This is a genomic window from Streptosporangium sp. NPDC053982, assembly GCF_055585205.1.
This window is the reverse complement of record NZ_JBVJKQ010000002.1, coordinates 366,918-391,722: the sequence shown is the minus strand read 5'-3', so window position 1 is coordinate 391,722 and position 24,805 is coordinate 366,918. Positions and strand designations below refer to the sequence as shown.

At 73.9% G+C, this 24,805-nt stretch carries 23 protein-coding genes; 14 read left to right on the top strand and 9 right to left on the bottom strand.

The annotated features are described in order from the left end of the window. Positions 1 to 88: 88 nt before the first annotated feature. On the bottom strand, positions 89 to 421 hold the full coding sequence (locus ACZ6W9_RS04585; RefSeq protein WP_362933848.1) for a cupin domain-containing protein: 333 nt from the start codon (positions 419 to 421) through the stop codon (positions 89 to 91). A gap of 151 nt (positions 422 to 572) precedes the next feature. On the opposite strand from ACZ6W9_RS04585, the gene ACZ6W9_RS04580 reads away from it, so the two are divergent. Continuing rightward, positions 573 to 2,162 (top strand): glycosyltransferase family 39 protein, encoded by a 1,590-nt coding sequence (locus ACZ6W9_RS04580; protein WP_470116725.1) that lies wholly within the window; start codon positions 573 to 575, stop codon positions 2,160 to 2,162. 156 nt (positions 2,163 to 2,318) lie between these two features. On the opposite strand, the gene ACZ6W9_RS04575 is transcribed toward ACZ6W9_RS04580, so the two are convergent. Then, on the bottom strand, positions 2,319 to 3,353 hold the full coding sequence (locus tag ACZ6W9_RS04575; protein WP_389961248.1) for a LacI family DNA-binding transcriptional regulator: 1,035 nt from the start codon (positions 3,351 to 3,353) through the stop codon (positions 2,319 to 2,321). A 189-nt stretch (positions 3,354 to 3,542) separates the two neighbouring features. On the opposite strand from ACZ6W9_RS04575, the gene ACZ6W9_RS04570 reads away from it, so the two are divergent. From ACZ6W9_RS04570 to ACZ6W9_RS04545, 6 genes are all read left to right on the top strand, one after another. Continuing rightward, positions 3,543 to 5,189 (top strand): ABC transporter substrate-binding protein, encoded by a 1,647-nt coding sequence (locus ACZ6W9_RS04570; RefSeq protein ID WP_389961250.1) that lies wholly within the window; start codon positions 3,543 to 3,545, stop codon positions 5,187 to 5,189. Positions 5,190 to 5,244: 55 nt separating this feature from the next. Beyond that, a complete protein-coding gene (locus ACZ6W9_RS04565) occupies positions 5,245 to 6,192 on the top strand; it encodes an ABC transporter permease (RefSeq protein ID WP_389961252.1) in 948 nt (315 codons plus the stop codon). A 46-nt stretch (positions 6,193 to 6,238) separates the two neighbouring features. Beyond that, a complete protein-coding gene (locus tag ACZ6W9_RS04560; RefSeq protein WP_389961254.1) occupies positions 6,239 to 7,123 on the top strand; it encodes an ABC transporter permease in 885 nt (294 codons plus the stop codon). A gap of 70 nt (positions 7,124 to 7,193) precedes the next feature. Further along, entirely contained in the window at positions 7,194 to 8,195 is a 1,002-nt protein-coding gene (locus ACZ6W9_RS04555; RefSeq protein WP_470116724.1) for an ABC transporter ATP-binding protein, read from the top strand. Continuing rightward, the gene (locus ACZ6W9_RS04550; protein WP_470116723.1) at positions 8,192 to 9,070 is read left to right on the top strand and encodes an ATP-binding cassette domain-containing protein; all 879 of its coding nucleotides are present in this window, start codon (positions 8,192 to 8,194) and stop codon (positions 9,068 to 9,070) included. The genes ACZ6W9_RS04555 and ACZ6W9_RS04550 overlap by 4 nt, the downstream gene beginning before the upstream one ends. Next, positions 9,067 to 10,176, top strand: coding sequence for a C45 family autoproteolytic acyltransferase/hydolase (locus ACZ6W9_RS04545; RefSeq protein ID WP_389961260.1), 1,110 nt, complete (start codon positions 9,067 to 9,069; stop codon positions 10,174 to 10,176). The genes ACZ6W9_RS04550 and ACZ6W9_RS04545 overlap by 4 nt, the downstream gene beginning before the upstream one ends. 177 nt (positions 10,177 to 10,353) lie before the next feature. Here the strand turns inward: ACZ6W9_RS04545 and ACZ6W9_RS04540 are convergent, their stop codons facing one another. Both ACZ6W9_RS04540 and ACZ6W9_RS04535 read right to left on the bottom strand, forming a co-directional pair. Beyond that, the gene (locus ACZ6W9_RS04540) at positions 10,354 to 11,103 is read right to left on the bottom strand and encodes a response regulator (protein ID WP_470116722.1); all 750 of its coding nucleotides are present in this window, start codon (positions 11,101 to 11,103) and stop codon (positions 10,354 to 10,356) included. Beyond that, positions 11,100 to 12,317, bottom strand: a complete 1,218-nt coding sequence (locus ACZ6W9_RS04535; RefSeq protein WP_389961264.1) for a sensor histidine kinase — start codon at positions 12,315 to 12,317, stop codon at positions 11,100 to 11,102. Before ACZ6W9_RS04535 ends, ACZ6W9_RS04540 begins: the two co-directional genes overlap by 4 nt. Positions 12,318 to 12,741: 424 nt before the next feature. On the opposite strand from ACZ6W9_RS04535, the gene ACZ6W9_RS04530 reads away from it, so the two are divergent. Next, a complete protein-coding gene (locus ACZ6W9_RS04530; RefSeq protein WP_389961265.1) occupies positions 12,742 to 13,314 on the top strand; it encodes a hypothetical protein in 573 nt (190 codons plus the stop codon). Positions 13,315 to 13,457: 143 nt separating this feature from the next. Here ACZ6W9_RS04530 and ACZ6W9_RS04525 read toward each other — a convergent pair whose 3' ends face one another. Beyond that, positions 13,458 to 13,967 carry a COG4315 family predicted lipoprotein gene (locus ACZ6W9_RS04525; RefSeq protein ID WP_389961267.1) on the bottom strand — a complete coding sequence of 170 codons (510 nt, stop codon included), beginning with the start codon at positions 13,965 to 13,967 and terminating at the stop codon, positions 13,458 to 13,460. 175 nt (positions 13,968 to 14,142) lie between these two features. On the opposite strand from ACZ6W9_RS04525, the gene ACZ6W9_RS04520 reads away from it, so the two are divergent. Further along, positions 14,143 to 14,919, top strand: a complete 777-nt coding sequence (locus ACZ6W9_RS04520) for a class I SAM-dependent methyltransferase (protein WP_389961269.1) — start codon at positions 14,143 to 14,145, stop codon at positions 14,917 to 14,919. Between the two features lie 50 nt (positions 14,920 to 14,969). On the opposite strand, the gene sigJ is transcribed toward ACZ6W9_RS04520, so the two are convergent. Further along, on the bottom strand, positions 14,970 to 15,854 hold the full coding sequence (gene sigJ, locus ACZ6W9_RS04515; protein ID WP_389961271.1) for an RNA polymerase sigma factor SigJ: 885 nt from the start codon (positions 15,852 to 15,854) through the stop codon (positions 14,970 to 14,972). Positions 15,855 to 15,958: 104 nt separating this feature from the next. Here sigJ and ACZ6W9_RS04510 point away from each other — a divergent pair, with 104 nt between their 5' ends. Beyond that, positions 15,959 to 16,744: an SDR family oxidoreductase gene (locus tag ACZ6W9_RS04510; RefSeq protein ID WP_389961273.1), complete on the top strand. Its 786-nt coding sequence runs from the start codon at positions 15,959 to 15,961 to the stop codon at positions 16,742 to 16,744. 222 nt (positions 16,745 to 16,966) lie between these two features. Further along, positions 16,967 to 18,319: an erythromycin esterase family protein gene (locus ACZ6W9_RS04505; protein ID WP_389961275.1), complete on the top strand. Its 1,353-nt coding sequence runs from the start codon at positions 16,967 to 16,969 to the stop codon at positions 18,317 to 18,319. A gap of 185 nt (positions 18,320 to 18,504) precedes the next feature. On the opposite strand, the gene ACZ6W9_RS04500 is transcribed toward ACZ6W9_RS04505, so the two are convergent. Continuing rightward, positions 18,505 to 19,653, bottom strand: a complete 1,149-nt coding sequence (locus ACZ6W9_RS04500) for an alpha/beta hydrolase family protein (RefSeq protein WP_389961277.1) — start codon at positions 19,651 to 19,653, stop codon at positions 18,505 to 18,507. A gap of 374 nt (positions 19,654 to 20,027) precedes the next feature. On the opposite strand from ACZ6W9_RS04500, the gene ACZ6W9_RS04495 reads away from it, so the two are divergent. Both ACZ6W9_RS04495 and ACZ6W9_RS04490 read left to right on the top strand, forming a co-directional pair. After that, complete coding sequence (locus ACZ6W9_RS04495) at positions 20,028 to 20,696, top strand: class I SAM-dependent methyltransferase (RefSeq protein ID WP_389961279.1); 669 nt, start codon at positions 20,028 to 20,030, stop codon at positions 20,694 to 20,696. Positions 20,697 to 20,902: 206 nt separating this feature from the next. Beyond that, complete coding sequence (locus ACZ6W9_RS04490) at positions 20,903 to 21,343, top strand: nuclear transport factor 2 family protein (RefSeq protein WP_389961281.1); 441 nt, start codon at positions 20,903 to 20,905, stop codon at positions 21,341 to 21,343. Positions 21,344 to 21,416: 73 nt separating this feature from the next. On the opposite strand, the gene ACZ6W9_RS04485 is transcribed toward ACZ6W9_RS04490, so the two are convergent. Then, the gene (locus ACZ6W9_RS04485) at positions 21,417 to 22,052 is read right to left on the bottom strand and encodes a response regulator (protein ID WP_470116767.1); all 636 of its coding nucleotides are present in this window, start codon (positions 22,050 to 22,052) and stop codon (positions 21,417 to 21,419) included. Between the two features lie 172 nt (positions 22,053 to 22,224). Next, positions 22,225 to 23,451, bottom strand: a complete 1,227-nt coding sequence (locus ACZ6W9_RS04480) for a sensor histidine kinase (RefSeq protein ID WP_389961283.1) — start codon at positions 23,449 to 23,451, stop codon at positions 22,225 to 22,227. 164 nt (positions 23,452 to 23,615) lie between these two features. On the opposite strand from ACZ6W9_RS04480, the gene ACZ6W9_RS04475 reads away from it, so the two are divergent. Next, complete coding sequence (locus tag ACZ6W9_RS04475) at positions 23,616 to 24,698, top strand: hypothetical protein (RefSeq protein WP_389961285.1); 1,083 nt, start codon at positions 23,616 to 23,618, stop codon at positions 24,696 to 24,698. The last annotated feature ends 107 nt before the right edge of the window (positions 24,699 to 24,805 follow it).

Here is a 24,805-nt window from a genome sequence, read left to right as displayed (position 1 = left end):
TGGCGTGACCGGCCGCCCGTCCCACGGCCGTCCCGGTCCGTGCTCCGGCTCACCGGCGCCGGGAACCGGCCGCGAGGTGGCGGAAGGATCAGGGACGTTTGGCGACGGACAGCAGGGCCGCCGCGTCCTCCAGCGCCGTCACACTGTGCCGGGCCTGCGGGACGATGATCAGGTCGCCGGCGCTTCCCTCCCAGGAGGTCTCGCCGCTGTCCAGCCGCAGCCGTCCGCGCAGCACGAGCAGCGTCGCCTCGCCGGGATTGTCGTGCTCTGCCAGGGTGGTGCCCTCGGTCAGGGCGAGGACGGTCTGCCGCAGGACGTGTTCGTGCCCGCCGTACACGGTCGCGGCGCTGCGGCCGGTGGCGGCGGTCGCGGCGCGTTCGAGGTGTTCCCGGGCCAGGGCGTCCAGCGAGAGCTTCTGCATGGTCATCAGTCTGCCACCGGGGGGTGACGCGGCCGGGGACACGGCTCGCCGCGTCCGTGACCGGCCCGGCCTCCCGGCGCCTTCGCCGGGCCGGCCGTGCCCCGCGGTCATGACGGTTCCGGGGACGGGTCCGGGGGCGGATGATGGCGGGGTGCCGGAAACCCCCCGCTTCGCCCGCGTGCCCGTCGTCGTGACCGCCCTGGCCGTCTCCGCCGTGCTGCTGGCCGTGAGCCCCCGCTACGGCTACCACCGGGACGAGCTGTACTTCCGTCTGCTGGGCGAGCACCCGGCACTCGGGTACTTCGACACCCCGCCGCTGACCCCGATGATCGCCCGCGTCTCGATCGGGCTGTTCGGGGACGGCGTGACCTCGCTGCGCGTCCTTCCGGCCCTGATCGCGGCCCTCGTGGTGGTCCTGACGGCCCTGCTGGCCAGGGAGCTGGGCGGGGGACGGACCGCTCAGGTCCTCGCCGCGGCGGGCGTCGCCACCGCGACCATGGTCCTGGTCGCCGGGCACACCCTGCTCACCCTGAGCATCGACCTGCCGCTGTGGGTCTCGGCGGTCCTGTTCTGTGTCCGGGCACTGCGGGGTGACGGGCGCTGGTGGCTCGCGGTGGGGGCCGTCGCGGGCGTCGCGACCTACAACCGGCAGCTCGTCGTGCTGCTCCTGGCCGCCGTGGGCGTGGGCGTGCTGGCCGCCGGCCCGCGCGACGTGCTGCGGGACCGCCGGATCTGGTTCGGCGCGCTGCTGGCTCTGGCGCTCGCCGCGCCCAACCTGGTCTACCAGGCGACGCACGGCTGGCCGCAGGTGCAGATGGCCGCGGCGCTGGAAGCCGACGACGGCGCGGAGAACCGGGTCATGTTCGTGCCGCTGCAGGTCCTGCTGCTTGGGCCGGTCCAGGCGGTGCTCCAGGTGGCCGGCGCCGTACGGCTGTGGCGGGAGCCCCGCCTGCGGTGCCTCGTCCTGGCCTACGCGGTGGCCTGCGCGCTGATGCTGTACTCGGGAGGGCGCGCCGACTACGTCGTGGGCATGCTCGTGCTGCTCTTCGCGGCGGGCTGCGGCCCCGCCGAGCGGTGGATGTCCGGTGCGGGGCGTACGGCGGAGCATCCGGCGCGGCGGCCGGTGGAGCGGACGCCGGAGCGGACGGGGCGGCCGGCGGATCAGATGGCGGGGCGCCCGGTGGAGCGGGCGGTGGGGCGCCCGGTGGGGCGGGCGGGGCGGCGCGCGTTGCTCGGCGGGTTCCTGGCCGCCGGCGCGCTCGTTTCGGCCGTCGTCGCACTGCCGGTCGTTCCGCCCGCGTCGCTGGAGGGGAGCCCGGTCGCCGCGCTGAACGAGGTGGCGCGCGAGTCGGTCGGCTGGCCGGAGTTCGCCGCGCGGGTCGCCGCCGTGGTCCGGGATCTGCCGCCGGCGGACCGCGCGCGGGCCGTGCTCCTCACCGAGAACTACGGCGAGGCCGGGGTGCTGGCCCGCTATGCCCGGCAGTACGGTCTGCCCGCCGTCTACAGCGGCCACAACGAGCTGTACCGGTACGGCCCGCCGCCCGCCTCGGCACGGGTCGCGGTGGTCGTGACCGACGCCCCGGTCCGTTACGGGCGGTCGTTCGCCTCGTGCGAGCGGCGCGGCCGGATCGACAACGGCGTCGGGCTGTCCAACGAGGAGCAGCACCTGCCGATCCTCGTCTGCCACGACCCCGTGGCGCCGTGGGACCGGTTGTGGCCGCGGTTCCGCCACTACAGCTGACCCCGGTCCACGACCGCTCCGGGCCCGTGGCAGGGCCACCCGTCCACCGCGTGACCGTCCCGGGTGACCGGTCCGGGCGACGGGTACCGGCGACCGGCTCGGAAGCGACCGGACGGCGCGGCGGTCCGGCCGGTCCCGGCGGCGTGGGGACGGCGGTCAGGCCGGGCCGGTGGAGGCGCGGACGTGGAGCTGGGCGGGGACGACCACCGGCCCGGTGGCCGGCTCGCCGGACAGGCGGGCGATGAGCAGTTCGACGGCCGCCCGGCCGGTCTCCTCCGGCGCGAGGTCGAGCGCGGTGATCGCGGGAGAGGCGATGCGGGTCTGCTGCGCGTCCGACCCGGCCGTCACGAGCAGGTCGTCCGGCACGGCCACCCCGAGCAGCCGGGCCTCGGCGAGCAGGCCCGCCGCGTGGCGGCCCGTCTGGCAGTGGACGGCGTCCGGCCGCTCCCCCGTGCCGGTGAGCAGCCGCCGGGCGGCGTCGCGCCCGCCGTCCTCGCCGGCCGCCTCGGGGACGCGCAGCACCCGCGCCGCCATGGCGTGGCGGGCGGCCCACTTCCGGTAGGCGTCCTCGGAGTCGACGTTCCAGGCGTTGTCGTCCGTACCGGCCAGGAAGGTGACGCGCCGGGCGCCGCGCGAGCGCAGCAGGTCGAGCATGCGCCCGGTCTCGTCGGCGTCGTCGGTGCCGACCCAGTCGGTGAAGTCCGGCCGCCCGGGGTCGCGGCCCACCGTGACGACCGGCATGGACGCGTCGAGGAGCCGGGTGAGGACCGGGTCGTCGCGCGTCGGGTCGCCGATGACGTAGCCGTCCACGCCGAGGGCGGCCCGGGAGACGTCCGAGCGCGTCAGGTCGGGCACCAGCATGAGCCCGAGGCCGTGGTCGAGCGCGGTGACCGCCGCCGCGCCGGCGAACCGGACGAAGTAGTCGACGCCCTCGGGGATGTAGGAGCCGATGGAGTCGAGGGGGCGCATGTCGAGGCCGAGCACGCCGGTGCGCCCGCGGCGCAGGCCCCGCGCCATGGGGTGGGCGCGGTAGGCCAGCCGCTCGGCGACGGCGAGCACCTTGCGGCGGGTCTCCTCCGAGGCCGTTCCCTTGCCGTTCAGCGCGTGGGAGACCGTGGTGACCGAGACTCCGGCTTCGCGGGCGACGTCTCTGATCGTCGCGCGCACGGCGGGGAGCGCCTCCTTCGACATAGGTAAAGAGTAGGACACAAAACCTTTTACTAGGGGTTTTTCTCCGATACGGTCCAGTTTCCAAAACGTTTTGTGCGTGGTACCGCCGCCGATCGCGTCGCAGGGGCCACCCACCGCCCCGAGGCGCGGACGGTCACCCGCCGTCCCGCCGCGGGGCCAGACCCCCTTTGAAGTGTTCGGAGGACAAGGATGCGTATACGTGCGACGGCGGCCCTCGCCGTCACGCTCGGCCTGGGCCTGACCGCGTGCGGCGGCGGAGGATCCGGCGGCCCGGCCGCCCCCGCCGGTCCGGCGGCCGCGCAGAAGACCGGCGACCTGATCGTCACCACCCCCGCGGCGAAGGGCGAACTGGACAGGGCCACGTGGAACCTGCCGTTCGGCGAGCCCGCGTCGCTCGACCCGATCAAGGCGTTCAACTACCCCGAGAACACGGTCGTGGCCAACCTCTGCGAGGGCCTGATGCGGCTCGACCCCGACTACTCGGTGAAGCCCAACCTCGCCGAGAAGGTCGCCACCCCCGACCCGAAGACCTGGGTCTACACCCTGCGCGAGGGCGTGACCTTCTGGGACGGCGAGCCCATGACCGCCGACGACGTGGTGTTCAGCCTCCGCCGCCACCTCGACCCCGACGAGGGCAGTTACTGGGCGTCCGACCAGATCACCGGCAACATCGACTCGATCGGCAAGACCGGCGAGCACGAGGTCACGATCCGGCTGAAGAAGCCCGACGCAACGCTCAACTCCTACATGGCCACGCCCGTCGGCGTGGTCGTCGAGAAGGCCCAGCGGGAGAAGGCGGGCTCCAAGTACGGCACGCCCGAGGGATCGGTCATGTGCACCGGCCCGTTCAAGGCCGCCTCCTGGGAGAAGGGCTCCAAGATCACACTGGAGCGCAACGACGCCTACTGGGACGCGGCCCGCAAGGCCAGGACGAAGCAGCTCGACCTGCGGTTCATCGTCGACCCGGGCGCGATCGCGAGCGCGCTTGACACCGGCGCCATCGACGGGTCCTACGACGTGCCCGTCGGCGCGCTGGACCGGCTGTCGGCGTCGCAGAACGGAAAGCTCTACCTCGGCAGGTCGCTGCAGACGGTCGCCGTCATCAGCACCGGCAACGGCCTCCTCGGCGACCCCGCGGTACGGCGTGCGCTGGCGACGGCCACCGACCGCGAGGCGATCGCCCAGACCGTGTTCGCCGGGACCGCCCAGGCGTCGCGCTCGCTGGTGCCGCGCGGCGGCTGGTCCTACGGCGACGAGGTGTTCGGGCCCGCCTACGACGCCCTGCCGGACACGAAGAAGAACGTCGAGGAGGCGAAGAAGCTCGTCGCGGGCAAGACCGGCGGCGCGCCGATCACGATCGCCTACCCCAGCGAGCGCCAGTTCTACGCCGACATCCTGTCGGAGGTGGCCAACGCCGGCCGCGAGCTCGGCCTCACCATCCAGCCCAAGGGCGTGCCGAGCGCGCAGTACGGCGCCTTCTTCTCCGACGCCAAGGCGCGCGCCGGATACGACGGGTTCATGACGACGAACTACATGGACATCCCCGACCCGCTCGCCTTCCTGCGCACGATCGCCGCCAAGGGCGGGTCGCAGAACTTCAACGGCTACGAGGACCCGCAGGTGCAGGACCTCATCGGGAAGGCGGCGGCCACCGCCGACGACACCGAACGCGCGAAGATCACGGCGGAGATCCAGGCGAAGGTCATGGAGCAGACGCCCTGGATCCCGATCGCGGCCCCGGCCGTGCAGCTGTTCCTCAACAAGCGGGTGACCGGGGTCCCGGCCTCGTTCGTCTACCTCTACTACCCCTGGGCGGCGAGCCTGGGGGCGGCCTGACCACGACCGGCCCGGGGCGCGGCGGCGCGCCCCGGACCCCCGTAACGGAGTCCTCGTGCAACGCTTCGTGATCCGGCGGCTCGGTGCGCTGGCCGTCACCCTCCTGTTCTCCAGTTTCGTCATCTACGGTGCGATGTACCTCGCGCCCGGCACCCCCGAGAGCTTCCTCGTCCAGGGCCGGACGGTCAGCCCCGAGGTCCTCGCCTCCATCCGCGCCCAGTACGGCCTGGACGACCCCTTCCTGCTGCGCTACTGGCACTGGCTGACCGGCGTGTTCACCGGCGACCTCGGCGAGTCCCTCACCACCCGCCAGGACGTCGCCTCGCTGCTGGCCTCCCGCATCCCCACGACCGCCTGGCTCACCGCCTACGCCGCCCTGCTGATCGTGGTGTTCGGCGTCGTGGCCGGGGTGGTGGCGGGCCTGCGCGGCGGCCTCGCCGACACGGCCGTGCTGCTGGGCTCCAGCGTGGGCTTCGCGATTCCCACCTTCTTCGCGGCGCTGCTGCTGATGAGCGTCTTCTCCGTGACGCTGGGCTGGTTCCCGGTCTTCGGGGCCGGCTCCGGCCTCTCCGACCGGGTGCTGCACCTGACGCTGCCCGCGGTGGCGCTCGCGCTGCCCGCGGCGGCGGTGGTCGCCAGGATCACCCGCACCGCCGTGGTGGAGGAGCGCGACACCGAACACGTCTCCGTCGCGCTGTCCCGCGGCGTCCCCTGGCGTACGGTGGCCCGCCGGCACATCGTCCGCAACGCCATGCTGCCGGTGACGACGATCGTCGGGGTGAACATCGCCGCGCTCGTCGCGGGCGCGACGGTCGTCGAGCACGCCTTCACCCTCGACGGCGTCGGCGCGCTGCTCATCAACGCCGTGCAGCAGAAGGACTTCGCCGTCGTCCAGGCCGTCGCCCTGGTCCTGGTCGCGGTGTTCGGCGTGGTCAACCTCGTGATCGACGTCCTCTACGCGGTGATCGACCCGCGCGTCCAGCTCGGAGGTGAGAGCGCGTGAGCGCCGTGTCCCCCGTACCGGGTCCGTACGACGGAGGTGGGGCCGCGTGAGGACCACGACCCTCGCCCCACCCACCCGGCGGCCCGGCGGCCTGGTCGGCAGGCGGCTCGGCGGTCCGGCCGGGCGGCTCGGCCCGCTCGGCGTCGCCGCGGTCGCGGTCGCCGCGCTGCTCGTGCTGGCCGCGCTGCTCGCGCCGGTGCTCGCGCCGTACGACCCCGACATCGGCAGCATCGTCCAGCGCTACCTCCCGCCCGGTCCCGATCACCTGCTCGGCACCGACCAGTCGGGCCGCGACCTGCTGTCCCGGCTGCTGTACGGCGCGCGGACCAGCCTGCTCGGCGCGGCCGCCGTCGTGGTGATCGCCGGGGTCGGCGGCACCCTGCTGGCGCTCGTCGCCACCTGGTTCGGCGGGCGCGTGGACGCCCTCGTCGGCCGGGTGCTGGACCTGCTGTTCGCCTTCCCCAACCTGCTGCTGGCGATCATCGTCGTCGCGGTGTTCGGCACCGGCATGGCGCAGGCCACGGTCGCGCTCGCCATGGCGTACGTGCCCTACACCGCGCGGGTACTGCGCAGCGTCGCGCTGCGGGAACGGCGGCTCCCCTACGTCCAGGCGGCCGAGCTGCAGGGTCTGTCCGGGGTCACGGTGAGCGGGCGGCACCTGCTGCCCAACATCGCGCCGCAGATCCTCACCGGCGCCGCCATCAACTTCGGCTACGCGATGATCGACCTGGCCGCGCTGTCGTTCCTCGGCCTCGGCGTCCAGGCGCCGACCGCCGACTGGGGGCTGATGGTCTCCCAGGGGCAGGACTCCCTGCTGCAGGGACATCCGCAGCAGAGCCTGCTCGCGGGCACGTGCATCGTCGTCGCGGTGGCCGCGTTCAGCGTCATCGGCGAACGGCTCGGCGGCCGCGCCGCGGGAGGCAGGGCATGAGCGTTCTCGAACCCGGCACGGCGGAGCGCGGCACGCGCGTTCCCGCATCCGGCGCCCCGGGAGGTGCGGCATGAGCCTTCTCGAACTCGATGACGTCCGTCTCGCCGTACCGCACCCCTCCGGGGACCGGACGCTGCTGCGCGGCGTCTCGCTGTCGGTGGCGCCCGGTGAGGCGCTCGGCCTGGTCGGCGAGTCCGGCTCGGGCAAGTCGATGACGCTGCGGACCGTGCTGCGTACCGAGCCGCGCGGCGCCCGCGTCACCGGCCGGGTGCTGCTGGACGGCCGGGACGTGCGCGGCCTCGGCCCGGCCGACCTGCGCCGGGTGCGCGCCGAGTCCATGGCGATGATCAGCCAGGACCCCCGGGCCGCGCTGAACCCGCTGCTGCGGGTCTCGCGGTTCCTCGTCGAGGGACTGTGCGACGCGCGGGGGCAGGACGAGCGGACGGCCACCCGCCTGGCCCGCGACCTGCTCGCGCAGGTCGGGATCACCGACGTGGACCGCTGCATGAACTCCTACCCCCACCAGCTGTCCGGGGGCATGCTCCAGCGGGTCGTCATCGCCGCCGCCGTGGCGGGCTCGCCGCGGCTGCTGCTCGCCGACGAGCCGACGACCGCGCTCGACGTGACCACGCAGTCGGAGGTCATGGCGATCCTCGACGAGCAGCGGCGCGAGCACGGCATGTCGATGGTCTTCGTGACCCACGACCTGGAGCTGGCCTCGGCGGTGTGCGACCGGATCGCCGTGATGTACGCCGGGGAGATCGTCGAGGTCTCGACCCCGGAACGGCTCCACGCGGCGCCGCGGCACCCGTACACGCGCCTGCTGCTCGACTCGCGGCCCAGCCTCACCGCGCGGGCCCCGGTGCTCCCGGTCATCCCTGGACGGCCGGTCGCCGCCTACGAAACAGGCGAGGGCTGCGCGTTCGCAGGCCGCTGCCCCTGGTCGGAACCCCGATGCACCGGCGGTGAGATCCCGCTCGTCCGGGACGGCGACCGCGCCGTACGGTGCGCGCGCGAGGAGGAACTGGCGGGCGAGCTGGCCCACGCGACGGGGACGGAGGCGACGGCGTGAGCGCTTCGGACGGGAACGTCATCGAGATCAGCGGGCTGCGCAAGCGGTTCGCCACCGGCCGGGGCGCGGGACGCCGTACGGTCGACGCCCTCGACGACGTCAGCCTCACCGTGGCCGACGGAAGCTGCCTGGCGGTGGTCGGCGAGTCGGGGTCGGGCAAGACGACCCTGGCCCGGATCCTCGTCGGGCTGGAGGCGGCGGACGAGGGAGAGGTCGTCCTCGCCGGACGCCCCGTGGCCCGGCGGCCGCGCCGGGCGGAACGGCGGGCCCGCGCCCGGGACGTCCAGATGGTGTTCCAGGACCCCAACGGGTCGCTGAACCGCCGCCGCACCGCCGGATCGGCGATCGCCGAGGTGCTGACGGCCCACCACCGGGTCACCGGCGCCGAGGCGCGCCGCCGCGTCGAGGAGCTGCTGGAGCAGGTCGGCCTGCGCCCCGCGCACGCCCGGTCCCTGCCCGGCGAGCTGAGCGGCGGCCAGCGGCAGCGGGTGGCGATCGCGCGGGCGCTGGCCGCCGAGCCCCGCGTCCTCGTGCTCGACGAGGCGGTCGCCGCGCTCGACGTGTCGGTGCAGGCCCAGGTCCTGAACCTCCTGTCGGAGCTCCGGCGGGACCGCCGGCTCACCTATCTGTTCATCACCCATGACCTGTCCGTCGTACGGCAGGTGAGCGAGGAGGTCGTCGTCATGCGACAGGGCCGCATCGTGGAACGCGGGAGCACGGCCCAGGTGCTGGACGACCCGCGGCACCCCTACACCAGGCTGCTGCGCGACAGCGCTCCCCGGCCGGGATGGCGGCCGGTCCGCGCCGCCGGACGCGACGCCACGGACGGACGCGACGCCGCGGAGGGGCGTGACGCCACGGAGGTCGAGGCGTGAACCACCGCCCGCATCCGCTGCTGGAGGAGACCGGCCCCCGTGCCCGCGGCCGGGAGCGGGGACGCCGGACCGCCGCCGGGATGGCCCGGACATGGCGGACGTACGCCGACCTCTTCGACGCGACCGCCGCGACCGGCGGCAGGTCGCTCGACGTCCCCGCGCTCGCGCTGGCGAGCGTCGCGGCCACCCGCGCGTGGGCGCCGGACCTCGCCGAGGAGATGGAGGGCGTGGCCGAGGGCGCGGGTGTGCCGCTGTGGGTCGTCGCCGCGCTCAACGCCCGGACCGAGATCCTGTCCGAGGCCGCCGCGGTCCGCGCGGGCGAGTGCTCCACGCTGGTCCATGTGGGGACCTCCCGCACCGCAGGCGGGCAGAGCTGGGACTGGCACGAGGAGCTGGCCGGCGGCTGGCACCCGCAGTCGGTCCGCGGCGCGGCGGGCGACCCGGCGGACGGCGGCACGCTGGCGTTCACCGGCATCACCGAGTACGGCATCCTGGGGAAGATCGGGCTCAACGAGGCCGGGGTGGGCGTGCTGTTCAACATCCTCGGCCACACCGGCGACGGCGCGGGCGGCGTGCCCGTCCACCTCGTCGCCCGCAGGGTGCTCGGCTCCGCGGCGTCGTTCGACGACGCGATCGACCTCATCACCGGCGCCCCCGTCTCCGCCTCCACCGTGATGACGGTCGTGACCGCCGGCCGGGCCGCGTCGGTCGAGGTCAGCCCGGCGGGCGCCGCGGTGGTCCGTCCGGACGCCGGGGGCTGGCTGGTCCGCACCAACCACTTCCAGGACCCGGAGCTGGCAGCCGGGGAGCACCGGGGACGGCTGGAGCCGGAGACCTACGACCGGCTGCGCGTGCTGGGCGAGCGGGTCCGCGGGCGCGACGGGATCGGCGGCCCCGGGGACCTCGCCGCGCTGCTCACCGTCCACCCCGGCGACGGGGCCGAGGTCTGCTGTCACGCCCCGGCCGACGGACGGCTCGGCACCCGGTGGGCGACCCTCGCCACGGTGCTGGTGGAGCCGGCAGCCGGCCTGTTCCAGGTGCACGACGGCGGCCCCTGCACGGCGGGACCCGGGACATGGGAGACGCTCGCCGTCCCCGCGCGGTGATCCGGCCGGCCGCCCGTCCCGAGGTGATCGGTGCGGCGGATCACGCCGGACGAGCCGCCGTCCCGAGGTGATCGGCACGGCGGATCGCGCCGGACGAGCCGTACCGATCCGGCGGGAGCAGGCGGGCGGGGGCGGGACGAGCGGGAACGCGGTCGCCTGGACTCCGCCGGGGCGCGGTCAGGGGTTTCCCGGGCGGACCAGGCCACTGCGGTAGGCGATGACGACGAGCTGGGCGCGGTCGCGGGCGTCCAGCTTGGTCAGCAGCCGGCTCACGTAGGTACGGGCCGTGGCCGGACTGATGAAGAGCGCCTCCGCGATCTCGGCGTTGGAGCGGCCCAGCGCGATCTCGGCGAGCACCTCGCGCTCCCGCTCGGTCAGCCCCGCGACCAGGCCCGGATCGAGCCGCCCCGACGCCTCGGCCACCGCGTTCAGGACCCGCTGCGTCACCGCCGGGGACAGGAGCGCGTCACCGGACGCGACGGTGCGCACGGCCTCACGCAGTTCCTCGGGGCCGGTGTCCTTCAGCAGGAACCCCACCGCGCCCGCCCGGATCGCCGCGAACAGGTACTCGTCGGTGTCGAAGGTGGTGAGCACGACCACCCGGACCGGGCGCAGCCGGTCGTCCGCGACGATCCGCCGGGTCGCCTCGATCCCGTCCACACCGGGCATGCGCACGTCCATCAGCACGAGGTCGGGCCGTAGCGCCCGCGCCGTCGCCACGCCGGACGCGCCGTCGTCCGCCTCCCCCACGACCGTGATGTCCGGCGCCCGCTCCAGCAGCGCCCTCAGACCGGTGCGGACGAGGTACTGGTCGTCGACGAGCACGACCCGGATGACCTGCCCACCGCCGGCCCGCCCGCCGCCGGCCCGTCCATCACCGGCCCGCCCATCACCGGTCTGCCCGCCGCCGGCCCGATCGGCGATCATCGGGCGGCCCCGGCGGCGTCCGCGCCGATCCGTCCCCGTGGCGCGAGCGGAAGCGTGACGGCCACCCGGAACCCTCCGTCCGGGCCGTTCCCGGTGCGCAGGGCGCCGCCGAGCACCGCCACCCGCTCCGCCATGCCGAGCAGCCCGCGGCCCTCCCCGGGCCTGCTCCCGTGCCCGGTGGCGCCCCGGCCGTCGTCGGTGACGGTTATCACCAGCTCGGCGCCGTAGCGGACCAGCACCTCGGCTGAGGCTGCGCCCGCGTGGCGCAGCACGTTGGTCAGCGCCTCCTGTACGACACGGTAGGCCGCCGTGTCGATGACGCGCGGCAGGTCCACCGGCTCGCCCGCGATCCGCAGCCGTACGGGCAGGCCGCTGTCGCCGGCCGTACGGACCAGCCGGTCGAGCTGGGCCAGCCCGCCGACCGGCGCGAGGACGCCGTTCCCGTCCGTCCCGCCGTCCCGGCCGTCTCCGGAGTCGCCGCGCAGCAGCCCGAGCGTCGCGCGCAGTTCCCTCATCGCCTCCCCGCCGGCCTCCCGGATCACCCCCAGGGCGGTGGCCGCCGCGGGCGGGTCGTCCTCCAGCGCCTCGGCCGCGACCGCGGCCTGAACCGAGATGACCGTGACGGTATGGGCGAGGACGTCGTGCAGTTCACGGGCGATCCGCAGCCGTTCCTCCTCCGCCCGCAGCGCCGCCGCGCGCTCCCGTTCCGCGGCGGCCCGCGCCTCCCGGTCGCGGATCTCGGCGCGCAGCAGCCGGCGCGCCCTGATGCCGTCGCCGAGAGCGATCATCGCGACCATCAGCGCCACGGTCGAGGCCAGTTCCAGCCCGAACAGGTAGGCGGGGTCGTCTCCCTCGCGGAACCGGAAGAAGGTGGACAGCGCGGTCACCGCCGCGGCCGTCCCGGCCGCCCACCTCCACCGGCCGTCCTCGGCGGCGGAGTACAGGGCGCCCGCCAGCGGCAGCGCCAGGCCGACCGGGGGGAACCGCAGGACGTAGTAGGCCACCAGCCCGGCGGCGGTGACCAGCAGGACCGCCACCGGGAACCGCCGGCGCGCGAACATCAGCGCGCCGAACGTCACCGCGAAGAGGTAGGCGGTCACGGGCGGCGCCGTCTCGCCGCCGACGTCGGCGCTGATCGCGACGGCGTTCACCGCGGCGACGGCCGCCCCGATACCGGCGTCGACGGCGACCGCGCGCATCCGGGATCTCCCCATGCGTGCAGTTTATGGAGGTCACTCCGGGTGCCGCCGCCGTCCGGAGGCGTATTCCGGCACCGGCCGGATACGCCGGGAGGCGACATCGGACGGCGATCGGAGCCGCCCGGAGGCGACACCCGGCGGCACTCCGAGCCGTCCGGGTGCGACACCGGCTGTCGCGTCCGGCCCGCTCGGGCACGACATCCGATGACGTTCCGATCCGCCCGGAGGCGACACCCGGCGGCGCTCCGAGCCGTCCGGACACGACACCCGATGACGCTCCGAGCCGGACGACCGCGAGCCCCGTGACGCCTAGGTTCTGTTCCGTGGGCCACCCGCCTGACCAGCCGTGACAGACGGAACGGGCCGGACGGCCCACGGACCCGGACCCGGCGTCCTCCCGTGCCGGAGACGCAGGCGAACACCACGAACGGAGCTCCCGATGACCCGCCTCTTCGACCTCCTGTCACGCGTCCCTCCGCGTGTCACGACGGTGATCCTGCTCGTCCTCGTATGGACGTCGCTGATCTCGTGGGGAGGCATCCTCGGCGAGACGGTGATGCTCTACCCGAACATCTTCCGCGATCCGCCCGCCTCGCTCGACCTCGCCCGCGAGTTCATCGTCGCCGGCGGGCCGTCCGACTTCTTCCCCCCGCTCGGGATGGCCTTCATCCTCGGCGCCGTGGTGACGTCGCTGCTCACCTGGCGGACGCCGGCGGTGCGCTGGTGGATCATCGGCGCCACCGTGGCGTTCGTGTGCGCGGAGTTCGTCTTCTCCGCCGTCTTCTTCTGGCCGCGCAACACGATCATGTTCGTGGACCCGGTCGGCACCCACCCCGCCGGCTACCTCCGCGCCGTCGCCGCCGAGTTCGTCGCCGGGCACTGGGTACGGGTCGCGGGCGGCGCGGTGACCTCGGCGCTGACGTTCACGGGGTTCCTGCGCTGGTACCGGAACCGGGTGACCGCGCCCACCGGAGGGACCGTCCGGGACCGGCGCGGAGTCCCCGCCGGGTGATCCGCGGGGGACCGGGGCAGGGTCGCCGCCCGAACGCGGCGTGAAGCCGTCGGCAGGAATCGGGGCGGAGCCGCCGCCCGGACTCGGCGCGGGGCCGCCGGCAGGACGCGGCCCGAGGTTTCACGTGAAACCTCGGGCCGTCCTCAGTCCTCCGCCTTCCTGCCGTTCACGCCGACGGCGTACCATTCGTCGCCGAAGCTCTCCACATCGTGACCGGTGACGTCACCCGGCCTCTGGTCCCTGACGTAGCGGTAGAGCGGGTGACCTCCGTAGGTCACCTGCCGCGTGCCGTCCGTCCGCCGGACGGTGCCGAGCAGCGACGCCCTGGCTCCGCTTCCGGCCCGCGGCCGGTCCCCGGTGAGGTACGGCGGCCACACCGTGGCGCAGTCGCCGTAGCAGGCGGACCTGCCCCTCCGGTCCTTCTCGAAGAGGTACAGGGTGCGGCCCCCGGAATCCGTCAGCACCTTCCCGAGCCTCGTGTCGCCCAGGCCGACCAGGGACCGGGTCGCCGGCGAGACGGACGGCCCGCCGTAGGTGGGTGACGCCTCGGCCCGTACCGCGGCGTCCGGCCCGGTCGCCCCGGCCTCGCCCGCGCCGCAGCCGGTCGCGAGCAGTCCGAGCGCGAGCACGCCGATGGGGAGTGTTCTCTTCATCTCCGGCCTCCAGGAGAGCGTGGTGGACACTCCCGCCAGGACACAGGTGATCATCCGTCTCCGGAGCCGCGACACGAACCGCTTGGCGATGCCTTTGCCCGGCCCCGCCACCGCTCCCCCGCGGATACGGCAATCGGCAAGCAACCCACGCGGCCTGCGCATCTACCCTGAATGCATGATCTCCAAGGCTGAGTTGTTCGCCGGTACCGCCGCCTACTACGCGCGACACCGTACGGACTACGGGCCGGAGGTCATCGACCACATCGCCGCCGCGTTACCCCTGGACGCCGCGTCGCGGGTTCTGGATCTGGGCTGCGGGCCCGGCACCCTGGCCATCCCCCTCGCGGCCGGGGCCGGCGAGGTCGTGGCCGTCGATCCCAGCGAGGAGATGCTCGCCGAGGGCGCCCGGCACGGCGTCCCCGGGATCCGCTGGGTGCGAGGCGACTCCTCGATGCTCGGCGGGCTGCCGCTCGGCCGGATCGACCACGTCGTCATGGGCCGCTCCTTCCACTGGATGGACCGCGAACGGGTGCTCGACGACCTCGACCGGCTCCTGCCCCCGCACGGCGCGGTCGTCGTCGTCGGTCCCGTCCACGACCCGGAGGATCCCTCCTGGGAACCGGTGGTGCGGGCCGTACGGCGGGACTTCGGGCTGGAGTGGCGGGCGAACAGCGAGTCGTACGAGCAGACCGGGCGGCACCACGACGACGTGCTGCGCGGGTCTCCGTTCCGCCGGATGGAGTCCCGGTGCTTCACCCGCGTGATCCGCCGTTCCACCGAGGACGTCGTGGGCCTGCAGCTGTCGTTCTCCTACTCCTCGCCCGCCCTCCTCGGCGACCGGCTGCCCGCGTTCACCGAGGCGCTGCGTGAGGCGCTGGCCGCGGCGAACCCGGGCGGTGCGGACTGGGAGGATGAGGACATCACCAACGTCCTCATCGCCCGCAGGCCCTGACGCGCCCCGCGGTCCCCGGCCGCCACGGTCCCTGCCGGGGATCCGGGGGATCAGCCGCCGAGGAGCGGAAGGTCGAGCCGGTTCAGCCGGTCGGGATCGGACAGCACGTCGATGGCGGCGACGCGCCCGCCGGTGACGGTGAACGCCATCACGGCCAGCGGCCGCCCGTTCGCGGCGACGACCACCCCGGCGGCCCCGTTGACCAGCGCCGGCCGTACGAACGGGGAGAACCGTCCGAAGGTGACCGCCTGCCCGGCCACGTTCCGCGCACCGCGGAACGTGACGGTGTGGCGGGTGCGTGCCGTGCCGCCGTCGGACCGCAACACGACCTCCGGGTCCAGCACGGCGACGAGCGCGTCGAAGTCGCCGTCGCGGGCGGCCGCGAAGAACGCGTCGACCACGTCGCGTTGCCGGGTGAGGTCGGGGTCGGGCGCCGGGGCCTGCCCGCGCACCCGGCGGCGGGCCCGGCTCGCGAGCTGCCGCGCCGCGGCCGGAGACCGCTCGATCACCGGGGCGATCTCCTCGAACGGCACGGCGAACATGTCGTGCAGCACGAACGCGAGCCGCTCGGCCGGTGACAGCGTCTCCAGCACGACCAGCAGCGCCAGCCCGACCGAGTCGGCCAGCACCGCCTCGCGTTCGGGATCGGTCCCGGACTCCGGGCCGACGATCGGGTCGGGCATGTGCGTCTCGAAGGGGTCCTCGCGCCGCTGCCCGCGTGAGCGCAGCACGTTCAGGCACACCCGCGCCACCACCGTGGTCAGCCACGCGCCGAGGTTATCCACGCCGTCGGCGCCGTCGCGGTCGAGGCGCAGCCACGCCTCCTGCACCGCGTCGTCGGCCTCGCTCACCGAGCCGAGCATCCGGTAGGCGGCCCCCCGCAACCTGGGCCGATGCTCCTCGAAACGCTCGGCCAGCAGATCGCGCCCGTCCACCGTGTCACATTCCTTCCTCGCGGCGTGTCACCACAGTAGACCCGCGGAAGCGGGCCGAAACGCCCGGGAGATCGCCTTCCGGACCGGACGAACGTGGAGAGATCATGACGTCACCCATCCTGGTCACCGGCGGCACCGGCACGCTCGGACGCCTCGTCGTGCCGCTCCTGCGCGACGCGGGCCGCGACGTGCGGGTGCTGAGCCGCCGCGACCGCGAGCCCGCTGACGGCGTCGAGTACGTGACCGGCGACGTGAGCACCGGCGAGGGGCTCGACGCGGCGGTGAAGGGGGGCGGGACCATCGTGCACTGCGCCGGGAGCGCCAAGGGCGACGAGGTCAAGGCCCGGAACCTGGCGCGGGCGGCGGCCGCGGCCGGCGCCGGGCACCTGGTGTACATCTCGGTCGTCGGCGCCGACCGGGTCCCGGTCGTCAGCGGCCTCGACCGCGCCATGTTCGGCTACTTCGCCGCCAAGCGGGAGGCCGAGCGCGTCGTGGCCGGGTCCGGCGTGCCGTGGACCACGCTGCGCGCCACCCAGTTCCACGACTGGATCCTGATGACGCTGGGGCAGATGGCCAAGCTGCCGGTGATGCCGCTCTGGGCCGGCGCCCGGTTCCAGCCGGTCGACGCGGGCGAGGTGGCGGCCCGGCTGGTGGAACTGGCGCTGGGCCGGCCCTCCGGTCTCGTGCCCGACATCGCCGGCCCCCGCGTGTACGGCATGGCCGAACTGGCCCGCGACTACCTGCGGGCCAGCGGCAAGCGCCGGTTGATCATGGAGGTCAGGACCCCCGGGAAGGCCGCGGCCGCCTACCGGGAGGGCGCCAACCTCGCCCCCGACCGAGCCGTCGGCCGCCGCACCTGGGAGGACTTCCTGGCGGAGCGGGTGGGTTAGGCGGGCTCCCGCCGGGGTCGGGCCGGGATCAGGTGGGCGGCGGCCGGGGGTGGTGCCTGCCCCACCCGGGACGCACCGGCCCGCCCGATCGAAAGACGCTGGTCAGCGTCATGGGAGGCGTGCTCGCACGCCCATACCTTCGACGTGTGGAGTCGGCCGTGAGGTCTGCTCCACCTCGATTGAGAACTCAAGCGAGAACACATACGTCAAGGGATGAACACCATGTCAGGTAACCGGAAACGCGTCAGCCGGCGGGGGCTGCTGGTCACGACCGCGATCGCGATGGGAGCGGTCCTCGCCCCCGTGGCGGCCCACGCGGCTCCGGCCGGCACGGCCGGCGGGCAGCAGGACCCGGTCCGCGCGCTGGAGCGGGCGGCCCACCCGCTGCGCTCGACCGAGCCCGGGAGGAACACGGCCGACCTGCGAGCCCTGGGCGCGATGATCGGTGACGCCGAGGTGGTCGGCCTCGGCGAGGCCACCCACGGCTCGCACGAGTTCTTCACCATGAAGGAGCGGGTCTTCCGCTACCTCGTCGAGAAGAAGGGCTTCACCACCTTCGCCCTGGAGCTGAGCTGGTCAGCGGGACTCCAGATCGACGACTACCTCCAGACCGGCAGGGGGAACGCACGCGAGATCGCGAAGAAGGCGCTGGCCGGCTCGCCGTGGGACCGGGAGGAGTTCGTGAGCCTCATCGAGTGGATGCGGGACCACAACCGCCGCCACCCCGGCCGCACCGTCCACTTCATGGGCGACGACCTCGGCGCCCCCAGGCTGGGCGACGAGTTCTTCGGCCGGGTGACCGGCTACGTGCGAAAGCACCACCCGGAGTCGCTGCCGCGGATCGACGAGCTCTACACCGGCCTGCGCCCGATCGACGACGTCTTCGCCTACCTGGGCAAGCCGCTCGCGGAACGACAGCGGCTCGCCGCCAGGGCACAGCGGGCTCTGGAACTGATCAGCAGCCGGAAGGGCCCCGGCGGGGACGAGTTCGAATGGGCCGAGCAGAACGCCCGATCCATCGCCCAGACCGCTGAATTCCTCACCATGGACGTCAAGGACCCGGGCTCGGTGGCCGCCTCCCAGCGTTTCCGTGACCAGGTGATGGCCCGGAACATCATCTGGTGGCAGCGGCGCACCGGCGACAGGATCCTTCTGTCGGCGCAGAACGACCACGTCGGATACGCGGCCGGCGATCCCAAGCTGTATCCCAAGACGCAGGGGTCGTTCCTGCGCGACACACTGGGCGGGAAGTACCTCTCCGTCGGCTTCACCTTCGGCCGGGGCTCCTTCCTGTCGAAGGACGCCGCTCTCGGCGGCGACTGGAAGAAGTTCACCGTGGGCGCGGCCAAGCCCGGCATGAACGAGTACACCCTCGACAAGGTCCGTCACCAGGACTACTACCTCGACATCCGCGACGCCCCGGCCGCGGCGCGCGCCTGGCTGGACGTCGCCCGCCCCACGCGCAACATCGGCACGCAGTACCCCTACCCGCTCGTCGACATCGCGGCCGCCCGCTCCTTCGACGCCCTCATCCACCTCCACGACGTCAGGGAGGCCGACAAGCCGAAGCCGTGACGGCCCGCTTCCGGATGAGCCGTCCGGCCCCTCCTGACGTGCGGGGAGAAGATCTCCCGCTTCGGGGGCGCGGGAGGCCGGGCCCCGCCGTACCGCCTCGGACCACGGCGGAGCCGGGCGGCGGCCGGCGCCGTTCCACCGGGCCGTTCAACCACTGCCGGGCCGTTCAACCGTCGCCGGACCGTTCAATCGCTGCCGGGCCGCTCCGCCGTCAGGTAGGCGCGTACCGCGTGGTCGTAGCGGGCCCGGTCGACGTTCCACGCCTCGGTGTGCTCGCCCCGCGCGAACTCCTCGAAGGTGATGTCCCAGTTCAGCCGGCGGCCCGTGGCCACCAGGCCCCGGGCCTCCTCGATCGGGTGATCGGTGTCAGGGGTGGTGTGGATCAGCAGCAGCGGCGGCCTGACCTTCGGCGGGTGGCGGATGAGGCTGAGCCGGTCCACCTCCACACCGGTCCTCCACCGGGTGACCTGGTTCGACAGCGGGACGACGAACGCGGGCAGGTGGTGGTTCTTCGCACCCTGCTCGGCCGTCATCCGCACATCGATCATCGGCGCGTCCATGATCACCTTGTTGACCAGGCCGGCCAGTCCCGACCTGGCCAGGAACTGGCCGATGATCTGTCCGCCCATCGACGTTCCGTACAGCACGAACCGCCTGGCCCCCAGCTGCCGCGCCCTGCGCAGCGCGGCCTCCAGGTCGCGCCACTCCGAGTCACCGAGGTGGAGGAGCCCGTCGGGGGAGGGCGGCGCGCCCTCGTCGTTGCGGTAGCTGATGTCCAGGAAGGGCAGTCCGAGGTCGTGCACGACGGGAAGGACCTTCAGTTCGGCCTTGCGCCGCCCGTTCTGCCCGTGCACGGCGACGAACCAGGTGGTCCCCCTGCCGGGCACGTACCAGGCGGGGGCGGGGCCCAGCTCGGTCGGGACCATGATCTCGGAGAAGCCGATGCCCCAGGCCACTTCGGGATCGCCCGGTGGGACGTTGCCGAAGTATCCCGGCGTCCCCAGGGAGGGCACGGGTCCGCGCAGCACCCGGCGCGTGACCTTCCCGGGTGACCGCGCCACGATGTCGCCCAGCATCGTGTGCGCGCCCGTCCACTCCAGCCAGTAGGTGCCGGGTTTGGTCGTCTGGTGCGTCTCGGTCAGCGTGACCGTCCCGCCCCCCACGGTTCCGTCCCCCACGGCGAGAACGCTGGTGTTGCTCTCGCCGTAGTGGACGACCTTCACGCCGGCCTCGCTGCCGAACCAGGCGCCGGACGCGACCGCGCCTGCCACCAGGACCAGCACGACGACCAGGGCCCCCCTGAACACCAGGGCCTTCCTAGACGCTGAGGCCATTGAGGTTCCTCCGTATGTTCCGCTCGCACAGGTCTTGCGAAGGCGGGCTCGTCCGGTCCGATGCGCCCCCCGAGGTAGAGCCGGACCAGCCCCTGGGTGGCCGAGGTCAATGCCAGGGCGGCCTCCAGCGGAACATCCGTACGCCGGGTTCCGCCATGTATACAACGTACACCATATGGTTAACGACGTATACCTCCGAGGGATCGGACGGCCGGGATCATGCGCCGCCACTCCGGCGGCCCGCCGCCGGCGCCCCGGCCCCCGCCAGGGCAGGAACCGGCACCGACGGCGGCACGTCCGCCCCGAGGCCGTTCCGTCCGCCCGCCGGAGTCGGAATCCTCGGTTCTGTCGGTGCCGCCTGCGAGGATCTCCCCATGCCGACGACAGACCTCGCACCCATCGCCGCCTTCTGGGACACCGTGGCGGACGCCTTCGACGACGAGGCCGACCACGGTCTCCGGGATCGGCGGGTGCGTGACGCGTGGACCCGGCGGCTCGCCGAGTGGCTTCCCGACGGCCCCGCCGACATCCTCGACCTGGGCTGCGGGACCGGCTCGCTGACCCTGCTCCTCGCCGAGCTGGGGCACCGTCCCACCGGGGTCGACCTGTCGCCCCGGATGATCGAGCAGGCCGGGCGCAAGCTGTCCGCGGCGGGCTTCGACGTGCCCTTCATGGTCGGTGACGCGGGCAACCCGCCCGTCGCCGCCTACGACACCTTCGACGCGATCCTCGTCCGGCACCTCGTCTGGACGCTCCCCGACCCGAGGGAGGCCCTCGACCGCTGGCTCGGCCTGCTCGCCCCCGGGGGGCGGCTCATCCTCGTGGAGGGCCGCTGGAACGCCTCGGGCGGCGACGCCCCCTACGCGTCCGACTCCCCGCCGCTGCCCTGGCTCGGCGGCGTCCCCGCCTCACGGCTGGTCGAGACGCTGGAGCCTCGGGCCCGGGTCGTCCACGTCGAGCAGCTCACCGATCCGGCACTGTGGGGCAAGCCGATCGACGACGAGAGGTACGTCGTGATCGCTCACCCGGGGCCCGCCGCATGAACCGGCCGGCGGGAGGGCCGGAAAAGGACTCCGCCGCGTGGGTTCCGGCCCTCATCCCCTCACCCGCGCAGAGCCGCACGATGACTTTCATCCGCGTACAGGCACCAGGCGCCCATGGGACCGAATTCTCGTTTGGGTAAAGGATCAGGTTCTGCCATGTTGGGGACGGCACACCGAACCAACCGTTCCACGATCGGGAGGCCCTCATGAGTCCCAGTCCGCGCGAGGTCTTCCTCCGTCTCGTCCACGGTGTGGCCGAAGGCCGCTCCGATGAACTGCCGGACCTGTATGCGGATGTCACCGACGTCCGGCACCCGATGGCGACACCTGAGTCCGAGCCGTTGACGAGCCGGAGTGCGCTCCGGGAACACTTCACCATCCCGGCCGGAGTGTCGCTCCCCGAGAGGCGGGTCGTCGACGTCGTCGTTCACGAGACCGCGGACCCCGAGGTGATCGTCGCCGAGTTCGCCTACGAGTTCCCGAAGGCCGACGGCTCGGCGACCAAGGTCCCCTGCGTCTTCGTCATGCGCGTCCGGAACGGCGAGATCATCGAGTCACGCGACTACATCGACCCGATCCGATCCGCCCGGGCGCGCGGTCGCGTCGACGCCCTGGCGGCGGCACTCCGTACGGACACGCCCGCGTAGCGGACGGCCACCGCCCCGGCCCGCCGCTCATCGCGGCGGTCCGCGTGACCGCCGCGATGAGCGGCTGGTCATCCTATGAGGCGTCGTGGACGACCAGGGCCAGCTGGACGCGGTTGTCCAGGCCCGACTTGGTGAGGATGCGGGAGATGTAGCCCTTGACCGTGCCCACACTCATGTTCAGCTCACCGGCGATGACGGCGTTGGTCTTGCCCTGCCCGACCGCGAGCGCCACCTCTCGCTCGCGGTCGCTGAGCGTCGCCAGCACCCGCCGGGCGTCGGCCCGCCGGTGGTCGTCCTCCTCGGGCAGCAGACGGTCGATCAGCCGCCGGGTGACGCTCGGCGACAGGCTGGGCTCGCCCGCGACCACGCGCCGGATCGCCTCGACGATCCCCTCGGGCGGCGTGTCCTTCAGCAGGAACCCACTGGCTCCCGCGCGCAGCGCCCGGAAAACGTGCTCGTCGGCGTCGAACGTGGTCAGGATGATGACCTCCGGCGCGTCCTGACGGGCGCGCAACCTGCGGGTCGCGTCGATGCCGTCGACGCCGGCCATCCGGATGTCCATCAGCACCACGTCGGGAGAGTGCTCGCCGACCGCGGCCTGGACCTGCGCGCCGTCGGCCACCGCGCCCACCACCCGGAGGGAGGGTGCACCCCTGAGCATCAGCGCCAGCCCGGCGCGGACGAGCGCGTCGTCGTCGACGATGAGCACCCGGATCGCGGCGGGCTCGCCTCCAGGCCCGTCTCCGGGCCCGCCGGAGGACGCACCCGCGGATCCGCTCGCGGGCGAACCCACGGACGCACCGGCGGATCCGCTCGCGACCTCATCCACGGACCCGCTCGCATATCCGCTCCCGGACGAGACCGCGGGACCGTTCACCGGCTCACTCATGGGGCCGCTCACGTGGCCATGGTAACCGCGCCGCCAGCCGGAACCCGCCGTCGCCGGTGCGTCCCCGTTCCAGGCGCCCGCCCGCCAGCGAGACCCGTTCCTCCAGCCCGGCCAGCCCGGCTCCGGCCCCGGTGGCGGCCAGCCCCGCCGCCTCCCATCCGGCGGGCAGCGGGTTGCGCACCTCGACCGTCAGCTCGCCGCCGGCCGCGCCGGAGACCACGACGGTGACGGGCCTGCCGGGCGCGTGCTTGCGCGCGTTGGTCAGCCCCTCCTGCACGACGCGGTACGCGGTGCGCCGGGTCGTCTCCGGCAGGTCGGCGAAGCGTACGTCGTGTTCGCGCAGCTCGATGCGCATCCCGGCCCGCCGCGACTCCTCCACCAGCGGTGCGAGCCCGGTCAGCGGAAGCTCGGCCGACGGGCTCCCACGCAGCACGGAGATGACCGCGCGCAGCTCCTGTAGGGCCTGGTGGGCGCTGGCCCGGATCACTCCGGCCGCGTCGGCGACCTCGTCCGGCCTGGCGCCGGCGTTGAACTCCAGTGCCCCGGCGTGCACCGCCAGCAGCGACAACCGGTGGGCGAGCACGTCGTGCATCTCGCGGGCTATGCCGAGGCGTTCGGCGTGGCGGGCCTCCTCCTCGCGCAGCCGCTGGTCGGCCTCGGCGCGGCGGGCCCGTTCCGCCAGTGACGCCAGCAGTTCCCGCCGGGTCCTGGCCAGGATGCCCCAGCCGGTGATCGCCCCGCCGAACAGCACGCCGACCAGCGCCCACACCGGGTACGGCGCCAGCCCGGGTGGCCGCCAGGCGAACCTGACCAGCGTCGCCGCCACCCACGCCGCTCCCACCGCGACGGCCGCGGGCGGTCGCCGGTACAGCGCCGTGAAGATCGTGGCGATCCCCGCGGCCACCGACGCGGCCGCGGCCGGGACGGACAGCGCGATGACGGCCAGCGGGGCGGCCACCGGCCACCGGCGGCACAGCCATATCCCCGCGCACGCCAGGACCCCGCCGGCCACGTCGGCCCACAGGTGCCAGCCGGGTGCCCCCGGGGTCAGATCTCCCGACACCACCGCGACGGCCCCGGCCACGGCGAGCACCACGCCGCCGACCCTGACCGTCAGGTCACGCCGCGACCGCCCCGGCCCCTGCCGCCAGTCCTCCCCCGGGCGCAGGCGGCTCCCGGCCTCGCCGCGGCTCTCATTCCTGCCCTGCGCTGCGAACACAACCGCAGATCGTATTCGCCGCCCTTCCGCCTGGTAAGCAACCAAGGTCGCCGTCGCCGCCCCCGTCATGGCAACCAAAGTCACCGTCCGGGAACGACCGAAGAGGCCGAGGACCGGCCTGACGGCAGCAGCGCGCCGTACCCGCCGCGGGAGACCGTGGACGCATGGTCTCCTCACGAGCACGCGGCCGGTGGGCCGCACTCCTGCTGGCCGGGCTCACCCCGGTCGTCGCCGAGCTCACGCTCGGCAATCCGCCCCTCCGCCAGGCGTGGCTGCTCCTGCTGTGGGTGCCGATCTACGGCGCCGGCACCGTACTGATCCGCGAGCTGGTACGCCGTACCGGCCGGGGCCGGGCCGCCGTCCTGCTGCTCGGGGCGGCGTACGGGATCGTGGAGGAAGGGCTGGCGCTGCAGGCGCTCACCAGCCCCACCATCTACGGCGTGGCCGGCTGGGCGCCCAGGATCCTCGGCCTCAACAGCGCCTACATCGAACTGAACATCCCCTACCACGCGGTCTTCAGCGTGGCGCTGCCGATCCTGCTGGTGGATCTCGTCGTCCCGGATCTCCGCCGTCGGCCCTACCTGGGGCGTACCGGACTGGTCGTGGCGGGGGCGGTGTTCGTGCTGGGCGCCCTGCTGCTGCGGTGGACGACGGTCTTCATCGACCCCGGCTATCAGGCGCCGCCGCCGGTACTCGCGGCGTTCGCGCTGGCGATCGCGGTACTCACGCTGCTCGCGCTGCGGTTCGTCCCCCGCCCGCCGGGCCCGCCGCCCGCCGCGCCTCCGACGGTTTTCGCGTCACCGGCCGTCGCACCCCGGACGATTCCCGCGTCACCGGCCGTCGCGCCCCAGGTCGTTCCCGCGCCGCCGGCCGTCGCGCCCCGGGTCGTTCCCGCGCCGCCGATCGTGGCGTGCCTGGCGGGGGTGGCGGCGTTCGGATACCTCGCGTTGCTGTTCCCCTTCGGCGGCGCCCGGCATCCGGCCTTCACCGAGGGCGGCTGGGTGGTGGTCCCGATGGCGGCGGCGGCGCTCCTGGCGGTGGCGGCGGGGGTGCTGCTGCGTCGATGGACGGCGCGCGGCGAATGGCGCGACCGGCACAGCCTTGCGCTGGCCTCCGGGGCACTCGTGGCGCACACCGCGTTCGGAGTGATCGCCAACGGCGAGACCACCACCGACCGTGTGTCGCTGGCCGCGCTGGGACTCGTCATGGTCGGCCTGCTGGCCCTGCTCGCCCGGCGTACGCGGTGACCACTGCGACGGCGCCGGACACCCCGGACCCCGGGTGACGACCACCCCGCCAATCACGGCCTCGCGTCCCGCTCCGGATCAGGGCGTACGCCTGGATGGGATCTCCC